Raw genomic sequence first — 12,344 nt, 5'->3', positions numbered from 1 at the left:
GGCAGGCGATAGGCTTAATATGTGAACGCAAGAAAGGAGAAAGGCGGTGACACACTATAAGTCCAAGCCCGTGAATGACAAAGGATTTGTCGAGTGGAGCAGCGAAGAAGACAGTATCTGGCATGACCTGATCACTCGTCAATTGCCGCTGGTAAAAGAGCGCGCATGCAAAGCGTATTCTGACGGGTTAGCCATGCTGAATTTGCCCACAGATCGTGTTCCACAGTTACCGGAAATTAATCAGGTTTTAGTGGAGAAAACAGGTTGGCAGGTAGAACCCGTTGCGGCATTGATAAGCTTCGACAAGTTCTTTGAACTGCTGGCGAATAAGCGCTTTCCTGTAGCAACGTTTTTACGCAGCCGAGAGGAATTTGAATACTTACAAGAACCGGATTTTTTTCACGAGGTGTTTGGTCACTGTGCAATGCTGACCAACCCAGACTTCGCTCATTTCACCCACGTGTATGGTAAGTTAGGCATGCAAGCCGACGCCAAGCAACGCGTGTACCTCGCTCGATTGTACTGGTTTACGGTGGAGTTTGGTTTAGTCGAAGAGTCTGGCAGCACTAAAATCTATGGTGGCGGTATTCTTTCTTCTCCAGGAGAGACGCTGTATGCCTTAGACAGCCAAGATCCTCTTCGTCACCGCTTTGATATTCAAACGGTATTAAGGACGCCTTATCGGATTGATATCATGCAGCCGGTTTACTACAAAATTCACGATATTAAGTCTCTCTATCAGCTCAGTGAGCTAGATTTAATGGAACAGGTGGCACAAGCCATGGAACTGGAACTTCTTCCCCCTCTATTTGAACCAAAGGAAATGACACATGCTTGATGAACTACGCTGCGAAGCTTGCAGTATTGATGCAGTAGCTTTAACTCTTGAAGAGCGCCAACGCTTGTTGCTAGAACTGGATGGTTGGCAGTTGCTAGACAGAGAGGGTATTCCTCAATTGGAAAAAGAGTATAAATTCAAGAACTACCTACAGGCTTGGTCGTTTGCCAATAAAGTTTCCGAGATTGCCGAGGAAGAGTTTCATCACCCTTCGATTCTATTGGAGTGGGGGAAAGTGACGGTTACGTGGTGGAGCCATTCCATCAAGGGGCTGCACAAGAATGATTTTATCTGCGCAGCCAAATGTGACTCCGTTGTCGAGTGATTGAGTAGCCTATAGCGTATAACAGCCAATAGCCTGAGCACGATGCTCAGGCTATTTGTTTTTTGGCTTTCGGCTGCTGCTTACACTGAACGGGCTGGCGGCTATGAGCGCCGTGAATAACAGGCAGCAACTGACAAGCGGAGACCGGCTTAGACTTTAAATACCCTTGCACATAGTTACAGCCATACTCTGCTAACTGAGCAAGTTGTTCATGGCTTTCAACCCCTTCTGCGACGACCGCCATGTCGATGGTGTGAGACATATCGATGATGGCTTTACATAAGTTATCGGCGGTGCTGTGGCCTCTCGCGATCCCTTGAACAAAGCTTCGATCAACTTTGACCACGTCAACAGGATAATCGTTGAGTACTGAAAGTGAAGAGTAACCGGTTCCAAAATCATCTAAGTAGATTACGCAGCCTAGCGCTTTAATCTTGTCGAGTACTTGCCGACTGGATTCTGCGTGGCTGAGCAGTAAAGATTCGGTGATTTCAATACCAATGAAACGAGCCGGGAAGTCATACTGATCTAACATGGTGAGTAAGCTGTGGTAGATATGCTCTGATTCAAACTGCTTGGCCGACACGTTAATATTAAAGCGTGGTAGCAGCTCTAGCTGATTGCTTTTCCAAAGCTTATTTAAGGTTTGGCAGGTCTTTTTTAACACCCAGTCGCCCACTTTAATGATAAGTCCGGTTTCTTCAGCCATAGGAATGAACTCGTCTGGAGAGATCATGCCCTTTTCTGGATGATTCCATCTAAGTAAGGCTTCAAAGCCAGTGACCCGATCCGTATCGGTAGCGTAAATGGGCTGATAGACAATACTGAGTTGGTTGAGGTCGATGGCAACGGCTAGGTCTTGCTCTAGTTCGAATCTTTGTTTTGCTCGTTTAAACATCCCATCGTGGAAAAACATCACCTTGTCTTGAGTCGAGTTCTTGGCGTGGTACATCGCGGTATCGGCTTCACGCAATATGCTTGCTAGATTCTGCTGGTGGTCTGTCACCACAGAGATACCAATACTCGCTCCGATATGGCAACGCTGATCTTGAACCAAGTATGGCTGGGATAATACTGAAGCATAGCGGTGGCTAATTTGGCTAAGTGCTTGGGAATCGATTTGTTCTGGTAAACAAATCACAAATTCATCGCCGCCAAATCGAAAGCACAGATCGCCATTGCGGCAGTTATTGCTAAGACGCTGAGCTACTTGAATCAGCACTTCATCACCAAGCAGGTGTCCCATTGAATCGTTGATGAGTTTAAAACGATCAAGGTCGATAAATAGAATCGAAAAGCCTCTGATTTGGGTCTGTGCGCAGCTGAGTCAGGCGTTGATCGACTTCGTTATTGAGAGCTTGTCGGTTGTACATACCCGTCAGGTTATCTTGCAGTGCTTGAAGCGCTAGCGTGTGGGTTTTTTCTTGAATGACTTGATCTGAAACTTGTAAGCGGGTTCGGTAAAAATTTTCTGCCAGTGAGGCAACAACGGTGAGTAACAGTACTAAAAACACCGCTGAGCCACCGTAAAGAACAATGGATCCAGAACGGTCTACCATGGAAATCTCGAACCACCATTGTTGATTGAGTAGTGGAATCGGTGCGAGTTTTGACATAGAAAATATCTGCTCAAAAAGCTCGGAATCACTCAGTTTAATATTGAAGGTGGGATTGAAACAGAGTGTGTTGAGTCTCTTTAGCGCGAACCGTGATATTTAACTTGTTGGAGTTAATTTGTTCACTCCAAGTGACGCCTAGTAATTCGTGCAAAATGATATTGGCCGCGACAAAGCCCTGTAGACGATCGTGTTGAATCACGGGTAGGAAGACTCTTGCTGCATCTTGGCCATCCATGCTGATTGTCGAGACCGTCGCTGCGTTATTTTGGTAAGCCAAATTCATCGCTTTAGCATCGCTAGGATGCGTATCAAAACGTATTCCCAAATAATCGCTGGCCTCAAAGATAGACGACACATACAGAACCGGAAATGTGGTATCGGGCATGACTTGGTCGCATTGTGGTTGTTCCTCTAGGCTTGGAGAGAGGCTGTAGGCAAGAAAACCGTTGTCTTTTGCTGACTTTCTCAACTGTTCAACTTGTGATGCAGGAATGGTCGGAAGCCAAAGAACCGAATGAACAATGGAACCGATTCCCGTGCGCTGCGTTAAGTACTGCTCAAATTGTTGTTGGCTGGGTGAGTTGGCGTTTAGGAGAAACGAGCGTGTCGAATAAAGCAGGTTTTCTATCGAGCCTAATGATTGCTCAAGGGAGCGAAACTTAGAATCAAACTGGGCTTGTAGCTGATCGCTGTGTCTCCTAGATTCATAATACTGTACGGTTTGAAAGCTTCCTAACGCGACGATGATACCAATCAACCAAATGAAAATAGAGTTTCTAGAGCGCAGAGGTAATTTCACTAGACCGTATATCACTTAAAGAACGATATCGGGATGTTAATGATTTTTCATATGAATGCAAATGGTAATTGTTATCAATAGTAATTTGATCTTATATATTCAATTGAGCATTACGGCGTGTGGTTTTATGTAAAAACGCTCTAACTCGCTCATTGCATCTAAATGTGATGTAGATCTACAATTGTTGCCACAGGTGATGGGGTTCCACCTACTTAACCGCCATATTGGCTGATGACTCCTACAGAATCGAAAACAGGTGTAACTGTTGGTATGAGGGGCGCGTTCTACGTGTCTCCATGAGCTTCTGTAGGTATCGTGCCACTTCACACTTGTTTTCCTTAACCAAGGAAAACAACATGCAATATTCTTCTGATATTCAATCCATGTGCCCGATTCAACGTGGCGATTTGCATCCTTCTGCACCGATTCCTGTTGAAGGCCGAATGATCCGTCCAACCGAGGTCATCGCGCTATCTGGTTTAAGCCATGGCGTTGGTTCATGTGCGCCACAGCAAGGCGCAGCAAAACTCACATTAAACGTTAAAGATGGCGTCATCGAGGAAGCGCTTATTGAAACGGTAGGCTGCTCTGGTATGACCCACTCAGCTGCAATGGCCGCAGAAATCTTAACGGGGAAAACCATTCTAGAAGCCTTAAACACCGACTTGGTGTGCGATGCGATCAATGTAGCGATGCGCGAGATATTTTTGCAGTTTGTATATGGTCGCACTCAATCGGCGTTTTCTGAAGGCGGATTGGAGATTGGAGCGGCAATGGAGGACTTAGGCAAAACTCAGCGCAGTCAAGTGGGGACCAGTTACTCAACACGCGCAAAAGGTGCTCGTTATATGGAATTGGCAGAAGGTTACGTCACCAAACTCGCGCTCGATGAAGACAAGGAAATCATTGGCTACCAATACCTTAACTTAGGCAAGATGATGGCTTCTATCGAACAAGGCATAGCAGCTGAACAAGCCATGCTAGAAGCTACAGGTACTTATGGCCGTTTCGATGAAGCAGTCTCTACTATCAATCCACGTCACGCATAAGCCGAGGTTTCGCCATGAACAATCACGTTATTCAATTACTTAAAGACATGAACCTATCATCTATCCAAGAAGCGCATCAGTACTGCTTATCCCACGGTATAGATGCGAAACAAATGGTGATAGAAACCCAGCCTATCGCGTTCGATAATGCTTGCGATGCATACACACTGGGCACTGCGATGGCTTTGTATCGCCACACTGACAGTGCAGAGAGTGCGGCGCTAGCGATTGGTGAAGGGTTACAGGCATTTTGCAAACCAGGCAGTGTGGCAGAGCAGCGTAAAGTCGGCTTAGGCCATGGTGCGTTGGCCGCTCGCTTATTGAATGAAGACACTCAGTGTTTTGCTTTCTTGGCTGGGCATGAATCTTTTGCCGCCGCTGAAGGTGCAATCAAAATTGCATTGAACGCCAATAAGTCTCGCCGTTCACCACTCAAAGTGATCCTCAATGGGTTAGGTAAAGATGCTGCCTATCTTATCTCGCGTATTAACGGGTTTAGCTATGTGCGCACAGAGTTCGATTACCAAACAGGGGAGTTACATGAAGTGAGTCGTAAACGCTTCTCACAAGGGGAGCGCGGAGAGATTCTCTGTTACGGCGCAGATGATGTTCGTGAAGGTGTCGCGATCATGCATCGCGAGCAAGTCGATGTGAGTATCACGGGTAACTCAACCAACCCAACTCGTTTCCAACATCCGGTAGCTGGTACTTATAAGCTTGAGCGAACTCAGCAACAGAAACCGTATTTCTCTGTGGCTTCAGGTGGTGGTACTGGGCGTACATTACACCCAGACAACGTTGCGGCAGGCCCAGCTTCTTACGGACTGACAGATACAATGGGTAGAATGCATGCCGACGCTCAGTTTGCTGGCAGCTCTTCGGTTCCTGCTCATGTAGCGATGATGGGCTTTATTGGCATGGGTAACAATCCAATGGTCGGGGCCACGGTAGCGTTAGCGGTGGCGGTGGAGCAACACACAACGCACTAAGGCGCTGACTCGGCTCGTGCTTTAGTGTCCCGCAACACCTGAGCTTCTGCCGAATAGGTGTTTTTCAAGAAGCTCACTTTTCTTATAAGTAAAGTGAGCTCCTGTTGCAGTTCTTGGTTGGTTATCACATACCTCGCACTGGAAAGTGCATTCACTTTCAGGTCGGCAATATCGCAGTGCACACTCATCGCACTCCACATCGACTGCATTTCCTCAATCTGAAGTTGGCCTTGGCCCAGCTTTTCTATCTGTTCATCCAGCAACAGGCTAGCCTGAGAGGAAGCAACAATCTGCTGATCCATTTTGTCGTGAAAACCTTGTTTGCTCGGGTGCCAAAGGGACGTTAATTCGGTCTTGCTAAACTCTTTATGCAGGAATACTTGCTGATGAAAGACCAGTAAGGCACTGTTAAACCAACGGGCTTGCTGGTTATACCAAGAGTCGAGCGCCTGCTGTTTGATTAGAGCTTTATTCCATTGTTCTTCTTGGCAATGGGCACTTTTTACCAAACTCGATAAAGTGATGAGTATAATTGCCGTTATAGTTAAAGAAACTGTGCGCCATCGCATAAGAACAACTAAAAGTGTGACCTGACTTGAGTATAGGTCGCATTGATGCAACTACCCAATATAGGAACCCCGACAAGCATGAAGAAAGTGCTGATGGTTTTATTACTCGTTTTAGGGCTTGCCGGAGCAGGAGCAGGTTACTACTTGTTTGTGTGGAAACCAGAAAACGAAGTTATGGCACCTGAGCCAATGCCTGAAGAGGAAGAAGAAGCCCCGGTAGTGGTTGAGGAAGAGGAAGCCCCTAAACCGGAAGTGACTGAATACTATGTCAGCCCGCCCAAGTTGGGTGTGCGAGAATACCCAGACTACGATGCGTTTGTCGAAAGTGTTTTATACCGTGGAGATAAGCTAACCATTCTGGAAAAGAAAGAAGGATGGGGACGAATCTCGGTGTACTACGTCTACGAAGAAGGTGGGGCTGAGGTGGCAGAGTGGATTCCAATGGATGCATTGGTTGAAGAAAAGCCAGTTATCACTAAAGCAGAACGGACTAAAACCCTTATGGGGTACGTTGAAAATTCAGACGACTTCAAAATGTTTCAAGATAAGTTTATTGAGACAACAGGCCAGCTAATTGATGAAGGGACCTGCTCGCCATTAGATTTTGAAGAGCTAGGTGGCTGGGTACGTTCAGTGCGCTACAGTGAACGTGACGTGTATTTCGTTTATTGCGGCGGAATGAAGCAAGCGAACAAAATATACTTGGATGTTCACTCGGGTGAGATATTCTATAAATAGTCTCGCCAGAAAGGATATCTCCATGGAACCCAGAGTCAGTATCATCACATTAGGGGTAGAAAGCCTCGAAGTTGCATTTAAGTTCTATTCAACGCTAGGGTTTGAAAGTTCCAAAACCCCTGAAGATGGCATCATTTTCTTTAAAACAGGTGGCGTTTGTTTAGCTCTTTACCCAAATCAAGCGTTGGCGGACGATGTTTCGCCACACCTCTCTCCTAATCGAAGCCAGTTCTCTGGTGTAACGCTTGCCCACAATACTCGCAGTAAAGCTGAGGTAGATGAAACCTTAGCAATGGCGGAACGCGCTGGTGGAACGATTGTAAAACCAGCACAAGATGTATTTTGGGGCGGTTACAGTGGTTACTTCTCTGATCCCGATGGCCACCTGTGGGAAATCGCATATGGTGACTGTTGGGAGTTTAATGACGATGGCAGCCTTGTCATCGATTGATCAACAACGACAAAACCAAAGGATCGACATTGCCACACTGTATTATTGAACATTCTCCTTCTATTGATAGCAACGCTTTGAACCAATTGGTGTTTGAGGGGGCTATGGCTTCAAAACTATTCGCGCCCGACGGCAGTGATATTAAGGTTCGCAGCTTGGTTTATCAGAGCTATCAATCGGGTGGGCGTAAACAAGAGTTTGTTCATGTCTCGGCTAAGATACTCTCTGGGCGAAGCGAAGCGGATAAGTGTTTGCTCTCTCAATGTATCCTTAAGCAGCTGCTTGAGTTGGGTTTAGCGGATGCTTCGCTAACGGTTGAAGTGGTCGATATCGACAGAGCCAGTTACGCGAAGCAAATCGTTTGATGATATAGACCGAGGAGGCTGTAATGCCAATAGCCCATTGTACGGTTTCACCAAGTGTGGAGTTATTTGATTGTAACCTGAGCGGTTTTACTCGACGCTGGGCGGAGCTTGCGGGAACGAATGCAGACGAAATGACAATCAACTTTGTTCAAGCCGAAGCTCAATCCGGCAAGCCCTACGCGGTCGTTGCACAGTTAATTTTGCCTTCGCTCTGGTCAACATCATCGGTGAAGGCTATCCAACTTGCCTTGTCCAATACATTATCTGAGACTCTTGGTGTAAGCGTGGACCACATCATTGTTGTTACGTCTGTCATTGAATCCGGGTTAGTGGTGGAAAGTGGCAAAGTAGTCGAGTGGTAGGGGATGTATGAAATATCGATTTAACGTGTTTGGTAAACCAATGGTCGTTGTTCGTAAAGATGAGGCGTGGGAGTTGTACCTAGAATCAGATGTTGGGATGCGAACGAGAGTTTATGACGTCGCGATCCCTGCGGAATTATCTAGTGATGAATTAGGTCGTTATCTCGATGATATTTATCATGAAATGGCAACACAGCGTCATCCAACAGTCGAGCAATTGGAGCATGATTAACGGCTTAAGTAAAACGTCATAGAGATTCACGCTTAAAACATGCATAGTAAAGAAAAATGGAATTCTCTGAGGCATGTTTTGGATTTGAAAATTAGACACTTAGAACTGTCAGATAATCACGATTTAGCTGAGTTATACAGCTTTACATCTGTCACCGCGAACACATCGCAAAAACCTTTCTTAAGCTCCGACTACGTTGCGGGGTTATTCGACAACCCGAATAACTACACTTTAGTGGCTCAATGTGGCGATAAAGTGGTAGGCCACGTGACGCTTTTTATGTCTCACAAGGTGCGCGATAAGCATAGCGCAGGCTTGGCAATCGCTATTCATCCTGACTCTCACGGTAAAGGTATTGGCAAAGCGCTGATAAAAGAAATCATCAATCAAGCTGATAATTGGCTTAATCTAGTCCGTATAGAATTAGAAGTGCATGCTGACAACGAGGTGGCTAAAGCTCTGTATTTAGCGACTGGCTTTGAAGTTGAAGGGACTAAACGTTTAAGCACATTTAAAGCGGGGCGATATGTCGATATGCATTTAATGTCGAGAATTCGCCCCGATCATCTTTCGTAGTCTGTTCGTTATTTTTCTTTTTAGGTAAACCAGTATGGATATTAAAACCAAAGTACATAGTCAGAAAGTCTATTTCTGCGATGATGAAGAGTTAATCAACCAACAAACCCAATGTTTGGAAGTCCTCTATGACTTTAACCATACTCGGCCTAGTGAGGGAGACAAGCGCAACGAGATCATGCAAAAGCTATTCGCCGAGGTTGGAGAAAACTGCTATATCGAGCCTCCTCTTCAGGCGAACTGGGGGATCAATACGCATCTCGGTAACAACGTTTATGCCAATTTTAACCTAACGTTGGTGGACGATACCGATATTTATATCGGCGACTCAGTCATGATTGGGCCAAATGTAACCATAGCAACAGCGGGTCACCCAATTGACCCTGAGTTACGCCGAAAGGTGGCACAGTTCAACATCCCTGTGACGATTGGTAACAATGTTTGGATTGGGGCAAATTCGGTAGTGCTACCAGGCATTACAATTGGTGAAAACACTGTGATTGGAGCTGGCAGTATTGTGACCAAAGATATTCCAGCTAATGTGGTAGCGGTTGGCAACCCGTGTCGAGTGCTCCGTGAGATCAGCGAACACGATAAAGAGTATTACTATAAAGATCGCCGCATTGAGTTATAGCGTTTGGTGCGTTGCTAATATGGGGGATAAACAATGGAATATTTAGAAACCGACTCCAGCCAAGTTCCAATGTCGTTGCTACTAGAAGCAGACCCTTCAGAGCAATCAATATTAAGTTACCTTGACGGTGGTTGGTGTTTTGTAGCGAAGTCCAAGCAGCAGGTTATTGCGGCTTGCATTGTGAAGATGACCAGGAAAAACACCGCTGAAGTATTTAATGTTTCTGTTTCTCCTGAGTTTCAAAAGCAAGGCATTGGCAGTGTGTTGATGCAATTTACCTTGAGTCACCTTGCTAAGAAGGGAGTGCAGACAGTAGAGCTTGGTACTGGCACGTTTGGCTATCAGTTGACTTATTATCAACGATTAGGTTTTCGAGTTGGATCGGTAGTAAAAGATCATTTCTTGGATAACTACCCAGACCCTATTTACGAAAATGGTATCCAACATAAAGACATGTTGAGGCTGTATTTACATCTTGAACCTTGAACTGTAGGAGGAAGGCATGATTAGTTGCAGTGATTATGACTACATTGAGATTATCTGTCTTTACCGCTATCCAATTCTCTTAACATGTAAATCCGGTGCGAAAATCGAGTGTGTTGCGCTGGATACAAAACGTAATCAAGAGAAGCAAGAATGCATCGAAGTTAATGAGTCTGGCTCAGTTCGATTGGTTGTACTGGATGATATTGTGAAACTGGATGTTTTAACCGATAACCCACATTTCAGTCAGGTGGTGTTTGGAACGCAGGGCTAGATGCCTGAAAGTGGCTAAACAACAATCAATAATGGAATCAAAAAGCTAGGAACACTATGAGCAATGTATTCTCCAATTTACCCAGCAACTTACCTGAAGAAATATTTGAGGATCTTGTCGCGACAGATAACGTGAGAATCGAGCGCATATTATCTCACGGTCAAAGTTCTCCAGAGTCGGGTTGGTACGATCAAGATGAAAATGAATGGGTTATCGTTTTGAAGGGGCAGGGCATCATTGAGTTTGAAGATGGTCGAACAGTGACGCTTAATTCTGGCGACCATATCAATATTAAGGCTCGGGAAAAGCATAAAGTCGCTGGGACAGCGAAAGACGAAATTACAGTGTGGCTAGCGGTGTTTTACAAATAACCTGCACAAGACACATGCGGAATTTTGCTTGCTGTGTTTAGATATGCCCGAACACAATTTACTGTTTTGCACGATCTAGGTGGCTTGGTACACTGAGCTTTTCCTTTAGTTGGCGAAGTAAACCGTGAAAATTCATAGAATTAACCCTTGTGAACGTTGGTGCGATGTCACCGTTTTTAATGGCATCGCTCATTTTGTAGAAGTGGCGGAATCCGATACCTCAGCAGGTATTGAGAGCCAAATTGAACAAATTTTTGAGCAAGCTGAGTCTATGCTTGAATTAGTCGATAGCGATAAATCTCGTATCCTTTCGGTCACCATTTACTTAACCGACTTTGCGAATTTTGATGCCTTGAATCGTGTGTGGGACAAATGGTTTCCTAAAGGCTGCGCACCAAGTCGAGCATGCGTAAAAGCCGAGCTTGCTAACCCAGACTTATTAGTGGAAATGGCGTTTGTGGCAGCGGCAGGAGAGAAGTACCTGTAACGCCAATTTAATAAGATTAATCCACATTTACCTAGTTTGAATGGTTTGCTAAGCTTGCGTCGCGGCTGCACATATCTCCCAGTCTTTTTAGAGAGTCTTTACTATGATTGTTGAAAATGTGCTTCCCAAGGATTACGCAGAAATGTTGAATGTTTGGGAAAACTCGGTCCGAGCCACTCATGACTTTATCACTGATGAAGATATTGAGTTTTTTAAACCTATCATTATTGAACAGGCGTTCCCTGTTGTAACGTTGAAGTGTGTCAAAGCTGAAAGCGGAAGCATTGTAGGTTTTGTGGGAGTCCACGAAGCTAAAATTGAAATGCTGTTTGTGCTTGATGAAATTCGCGGTCAAGGAGTGGGAAAAACGTTATTGCAATATGCGTTAGAGTCATTGAATGCAACGAAAGTTGATGTAAATGAGCAAAACCCTCAAGCGGTTGGTTTCTATCAGCATATGGGCTTTCACGTTGTTTCACGTTCACCCGTTGATGATATGGGAAAACCATTCCCAATTCTGCATATGGCTTTATAAGCTCGGTTAGTCGTTACCCAAACAGTTAGAAGAAATGCCCAAGGCCAATAACCTTGGGCATTTCCGTTTCTGGCTTTAAAAAACTCTTTGTTCAATACATAAAACATAGGTCTTCAACACATAAAACATAACTCTTTAATACATAAAATTTAGTACAAATGGGTTAAAGAAACACTTACTCAAACAATAACCTACAGTTGGTTGTTGTTTCAAACTCAGGCTATGGCAGTATGTTCTATAACCCATAGCCTATGTACTTATCTGCGTGAAACTTTCGAGGTGAGTGCTTACGGTAATGATAATGCCAACTTTTAGGAGATCAGGATGATTTACACTACCACTGAAACGATAGCGGGCGCCGAAATTGATATTGTGCTTGGCGTTGTTACGGGCAACGTTGTGCAATCAAAGCATGTAGGTCGGGATATTATGGCGAACCTGAAAGGCATTGTCGGCGGAGAGCTCAAAGGTTACACAGAAATGTTAACAGAAGCCCGTAGCAAAGCTGTGGAAAGGTTGCTTGATGAGGCTAGGCAACTTGGCGCTAATGCGGTGGTTGGAGTTCGGTTCACGACGAGTGCGATCACCGATGGTGCCTCTGAAGTCATGGCCTATGGAACGGCGGTAAGGCTCAAGTAGCGTCATTTA

At 45.1% G+C, this 12,344-nt stretch carries 21 protein-coding genes and 1 riboswitch; of the genes, 17 read left to right on the top strand and 4 right to left on the bottom strand.

All coding sequences use genetic code 11. From position 1 onward, the window contains the following. Positions 1 to 46 precede the first annotated feature (46 nt). Positions 47 to 838: a phenylalanine 4-monooxygenase gene (phhA, locus tag J4N42_RS20420; RefSeq protein WP_252031739.1), complete on the top strand. Its 792-nt coding sequence runs from the start codon at positions 47 to 49 to the stop codon at positions 836 to 838. Next, a complete protein-coding gene (locus J4N42_RS20415; RefSeq protein WP_252031737.1) occupies positions 831 to 1,163 on the top strand; it encodes a 4a-hydroxytetrahydrobiopterin dehydratase in 333 nt (110 codons plus the stop codon). The genes phhA and J4N42_RS20415 overlap by 8 nt, the downstream gene beginning before the upstream one ends. A 46-nt stretch (positions 1,164 to 1,209) precedes the next feature. On the opposite strand, the gene J4N42_RS20410 is transcribed toward J4N42_RS20415, so the two are convergent. From J4N42_RS20410 to J4N42_RS20400, 3 genes are read right to left on the bottom strand one after another with little or no spacing between them, the layout of a single operon-like run. Next, positions 1,210 to 2,445, bottom strand: coding sequence for a putative bifunctional diguanylate cyclase/phosphodiesterase (locus J4N42_RS20410; protein WP_252034114.1), 1,236 nt, complete (start codon positions 2,443 to 2,445; stop codon positions 1,210 to 1,212). Further along, entirely contained in the window at positions 2,435 to 2,779 is a 345-nt protein-coding gene (locus J4N42_RS20405) for a hypothetical protein (protein WP_252031735.1), read from the bottom strand. Before J4N42_RS20405 ends, J4N42_RS20410 begins: the two co-directional genes overlap by 11 nt. A 37-nt stretch (positions 2,780 to 2,816) precedes the next feature. Then, positions 2,817 to 3,581 carry a CHASE domain-containing protein gene (locus tag J4N42_RS20400; protein ID WP_252031733.1) on the bottom strand — a complete coding sequence of 255 codons (765 nt, stop codon included), beginning with the start codon at positions 3,579 to 3,581 and terminating at the stop codon, positions 2,817 to 2,819. A gap of 183 nt (positions 3,582 to 3,764) precedes the next feature. Next, a riboswitch (Fluoride riboswitch) is annotated at positions 3,765 to 3,829 on the top strand. Positions 3,830 to 3,937: 108 nt separating this feature from the next. Between J4N42_RS20400 and J4N42_RS20395 the strand changes: the two genes are divergently transcribed. Beyond that, a complete protein-coding gene (locus tag J4N42_RS20395) occupies positions 3,938 to 4,630 on the top strand; it encodes an iron-sulfur cluster assembly scaffold protein (RefSeq protein ID WP_252031731.1) in 693 nt (230 codons plus the stop codon). Positions 4,631 to 4,644: 14 nt separating this feature from the next. Next, complete coding sequence (locus J4N42_RS20390) at positions 4,645 to 5,619, top strand: GGGtGRT protein (RefSeq protein ID WP_252031729.1); 975 nt, start codon at positions 4,645 to 4,647, stop codon at positions 5,617 to 5,619. Here J4N42_RS20390 and J4N42_RS20385 read toward each other — a convergent pair. Next, positions 5,616 to 6,188, bottom strand: coding sequence for a hypothetical protein (locus J4N42_RS20385; RefSeq protein ID WP_252031728.1), 573 nt, complete (start codon positions 6,186 to 6,188; stop codon positions 5,616 to 5,618). The genes J4N42_RS20390 and J4N42_RS20385 overlap by 4 nt on opposite strands. 78 nt (positions 6,189 to 6,266) lie before the next feature. Here J4N42_RS20385 and J4N42_RS20380 point away from each other — a divergent pair, with 78 nt between their 5' ends. The 13 genes from J4N42_RS20380 (at position 6,267) to J4N42_RS20320 (ending at position 12,335) form a co-directional block, all read left to right on the top strand. After that, a complete protein-coding gene (locus J4N42_RS20380) occupies positions 6,267 to 6,926 on the top strand; it encodes an SH3 domain-containing protein (RefSeq protein WP_252031726.1) in 660 nt (219 codons plus the stop codon). A gap of 22 nt (positions 6,927 to 6,948) precedes the next feature. Next, the gene (locus J4N42_RS20375) at positions 6,949 to 7,377 is read left to right on the top strand and encodes a VOC family protein (RefSeq protein ID WP_252031724.1); all 429 of its coding nucleotides are present in this window, start codon (positions 6,949 to 6,951) and stop codon (positions 7,375 to 7,377) included. A 29-nt stretch (positions 7,378 to 7,406) separates the two neighbouring features. After that, positions 7,407 to 7,742 carry a 5-carboxymethyl-2-hydroxymuconate Delta-isomerase gene (locus J4N42_RS20370; RefSeq protein WP_252031722.1) on the top strand — a complete coding sequence of 112 codons (336 nt, stop codon included), beginning with the start codon at positions 7,407 to 7,409 and terminating at the stop codon, positions 7,740 to 7,742. 23 nt (positions 7,743 to 7,765) lie between these two features. Further along, complete coding sequence (locus tag J4N42_RS20365; RefSeq protein ID WP_252031719.1) at positions 7,766 to 8,104, top strand: hypothetical protein; 339 nt, start codon at positions 7,766 to 7,768, stop codon at positions 8,102 to 8,104. 7 nt (positions 8,105 to 8,111) lie between these two features. Continuing rightward, the gene (locus J4N42_RS20360) at positions 8,112 to 8,336 is read left to right on the top strand and encodes a DUF7661 family protein (RefSeq protein ID WP_252031716.1); all 225 of its coding nucleotides are present in this window, start codon (positions 8,112 to 8,114) and stop codon (positions 8,334 to 8,336) included. Between the two features lie 78 nt (positions 8,337 to 8,414). Continuing rightward, positions 8,415 to 8,912, top strand: a complete 498-nt coding sequence (locus tag J4N42_RS20355; protein ID WP_252031713.1) for a GNAT family N-acetyltransferase — start codon at positions 8,415 to 8,417, stop codon at positions 8,910 to 8,912. Positions 8,913 to 8,946: 34 nt separating this feature from the next. Beyond that, on the top strand, positions 8,947 to 9,546 hold the full coding sequence (locus J4N42_RS20350; RefSeq protein WP_252031710.1) for a sugar O-acetyltransferase: 600 nt from the start codon (positions 8,947 to 8,949) through the stop codon (positions 9,544 to 9,546). Between the two features lie 33 nt (positions 9,547 to 9,579). Next, complete coding sequence (locus J4N42_RS20345) at positions 9,580 to 10,032, top strand: GNAT family N-acetyltransferase (protein ID WP_252031707.1); 453 nt, start codon at positions 9,580 to 9,582, stop codon at positions 10,030 to 10,032. A gap of 16 nt (positions 10,033 to 10,048) precedes the next feature. Further along, a complete protein-coding gene (locus tag J4N42_RS20340) occupies positions 10,049 to 10,303 on the top strand; it encodes a Rho-binding antiterminator (protein WP_252031705.1) in 255 nt (84 codons plus the stop codon). Positions 10,304 to 10,359: 56 nt separating this feature from the next. After that, on the top strand, positions 10,360 to 10,674 hold the full coding sequence (locus tag J4N42_RS20335) for a cupin domain-containing protein (RefSeq protein WP_252031702.1): 315 nt from the start codon (positions 10,360 to 10,362) through the stop codon (positions 10,672 to 10,674). A gap of 124 nt (positions 10,675 to 10,798) precedes the next feature. Further along, positions 10,799 to 11,161: a RidA family protein gene (locus tag J4N42_RS20330; protein ID WP_252031700.1), complete on the top strand. Its 363-nt coding sequence runs from the start codon at positions 10,799 to 10,801 to the stop codon at positions 11,159 to 11,161. A gap of 103 nt (positions 11,162 to 11,264) precedes the next feature. Continuing rightward, positions 11,265 to 11,696, top strand: a complete 432-nt coding sequence (locus J4N42_RS20325; RefSeq protein ID WP_252031698.1) for a GNAT family N-acetyltransferase — start codon at positions 11,265 to 11,267, stop codon at positions 11,694 to 11,696. A gap of 324 nt (positions 11,697 to 12,020) precedes the next feature. Beyond that, positions 12,021 to 12,335, top strand: a complete 315-nt coding sequence (locus J4N42_RS20320; RefSeq protein WP_252031696.1) for a heavy metal-binding domain-containing protein — start codon at positions 12,021 to 12,023, stop codon at positions 12,333 to 12,335. Positions 12,336 to 12,344 lie beyond the last annotated feature (9 nt).

The organism is Vibrio sp. SCSIO 43135, assembly GCF_023716665.1.
Classification (GTDB): Bacteria; Pseudomonadota; Gammaproteobacteria; order Enterobacterales; family Vibrionaceae; genus Vibrio; species Vibrio paucivorans.
The sequence above is the reverse complement of the archived record's forward strand: the minus strand, read 5'-3'. Positions and strand labels throughout refer to the sequence as shown.

Excerpts from the sequence above, each read along its gene's own strand:
- J4N42_RS20415 (WP_252031737.1), top strand. The coding sequence starts at position 831 with ATGCTTGATGAACTACGCTGCGAAGCTTGCAGTATTGATGCAGTAGCT.
- J4N42_RS20405 (WP_252031735.1), bottom strand. The coding sequence starts at position 2,779 with ATGTCAAAACTCGCACCGATTCCACTACTCAATCAACAATGGTGGTTC.
- J4N42_RS20395 (WP_252031731.1), top strand. The coding sequence starts at position 3,938 with ATGCAATATTCTTCTGATATTCAATCCATGTGCCCGATTCAACGTGGC.
- J4N42_RS20390 (WP_252031729.1), top strand. The coding sequence starts at position 4,645 with ATGAACAATCACGTTATTCAATTACTTAAAGACATGAACCTATCATCT.
- J4N42_RS20385 (WP_252031728.1), bottom strand. The coding sequence starts at position 6,188 with ATGCGATGGCGCACAGTTTCTTTAACTATAACGGCAATTATACTCATC.
- J4N42_RS20380 (WP_252031726.1), top strand. The coding sequence starts at position 6,267 with ATGAAGAAAGTGCTGATGGTTTTATTACTCGTTTTAGGGCTTGCCGGA.
- J4N42_RS20375 (WP_252031724.1), top strand. The coding sequence starts at position 6,949 with ATGGAACCCAGAGTCAGTATCATCACATTAGGGGTAGAAAGCCTCGAA.
- J4N42_RS20365 (WP_252031719.1), top strand. The coding sequence starts at position 7,766 with ATGCCAATAGCCCATTGTACGGTTTCACCAAGTGTGGAGTTATTTGAT.
- J4N42_RS20360 (WP_252031716.1), top strand. The coding sequence starts at position 8,112 with ATGAAATATCGATTTAACGTGTTTGGTAAACCAATGGTCGTTGTTCGT.
- J4N42_RS20350 (WP_252031710.1), top strand. The coding sequence starts at position 8,947 with ATGGATATTAAAACCAAAGTACATAGTCAGAAAGTCTATTTCTGCGAT.
- J4N42_RS20345 (WP_252031707.1), top strand. The coding sequence starts at position 9,580 with ATGGAATATTTAGAAACCGACTCCAGCCAAGTTCCAATGTCGTTGCTA.
- J4N42_RS20340 (WP_252031705.1), top strand. The coding sequence starts at position 10,049 with ATGATTAGTTGCAGTGATTATGACTACATTGAGATTATCTGTCTTTAC.
- J4N42_RS20335 (WP_252031702.1), top strand. The coding sequence starts at position 10,360 with ATGAGCAATGTATTCTCCAATTTACCCAGCAACTTACCTGAAGAAATA.
- J4N42_RS20325 (WP_252031698.1), top strand. The coding sequence starts at position 11,265 with ATGATTGTTGAAAATGTGCTTCCCAAGGATTACGCAGAAATGTTGAAT.
- J4N42_RS20320 (WP_252031696.1), top strand. The coding sequence starts at position 12,021 with ATGATTTACACTACCACTGAAACGATAGCGGGCGCCGAAATTGATATT.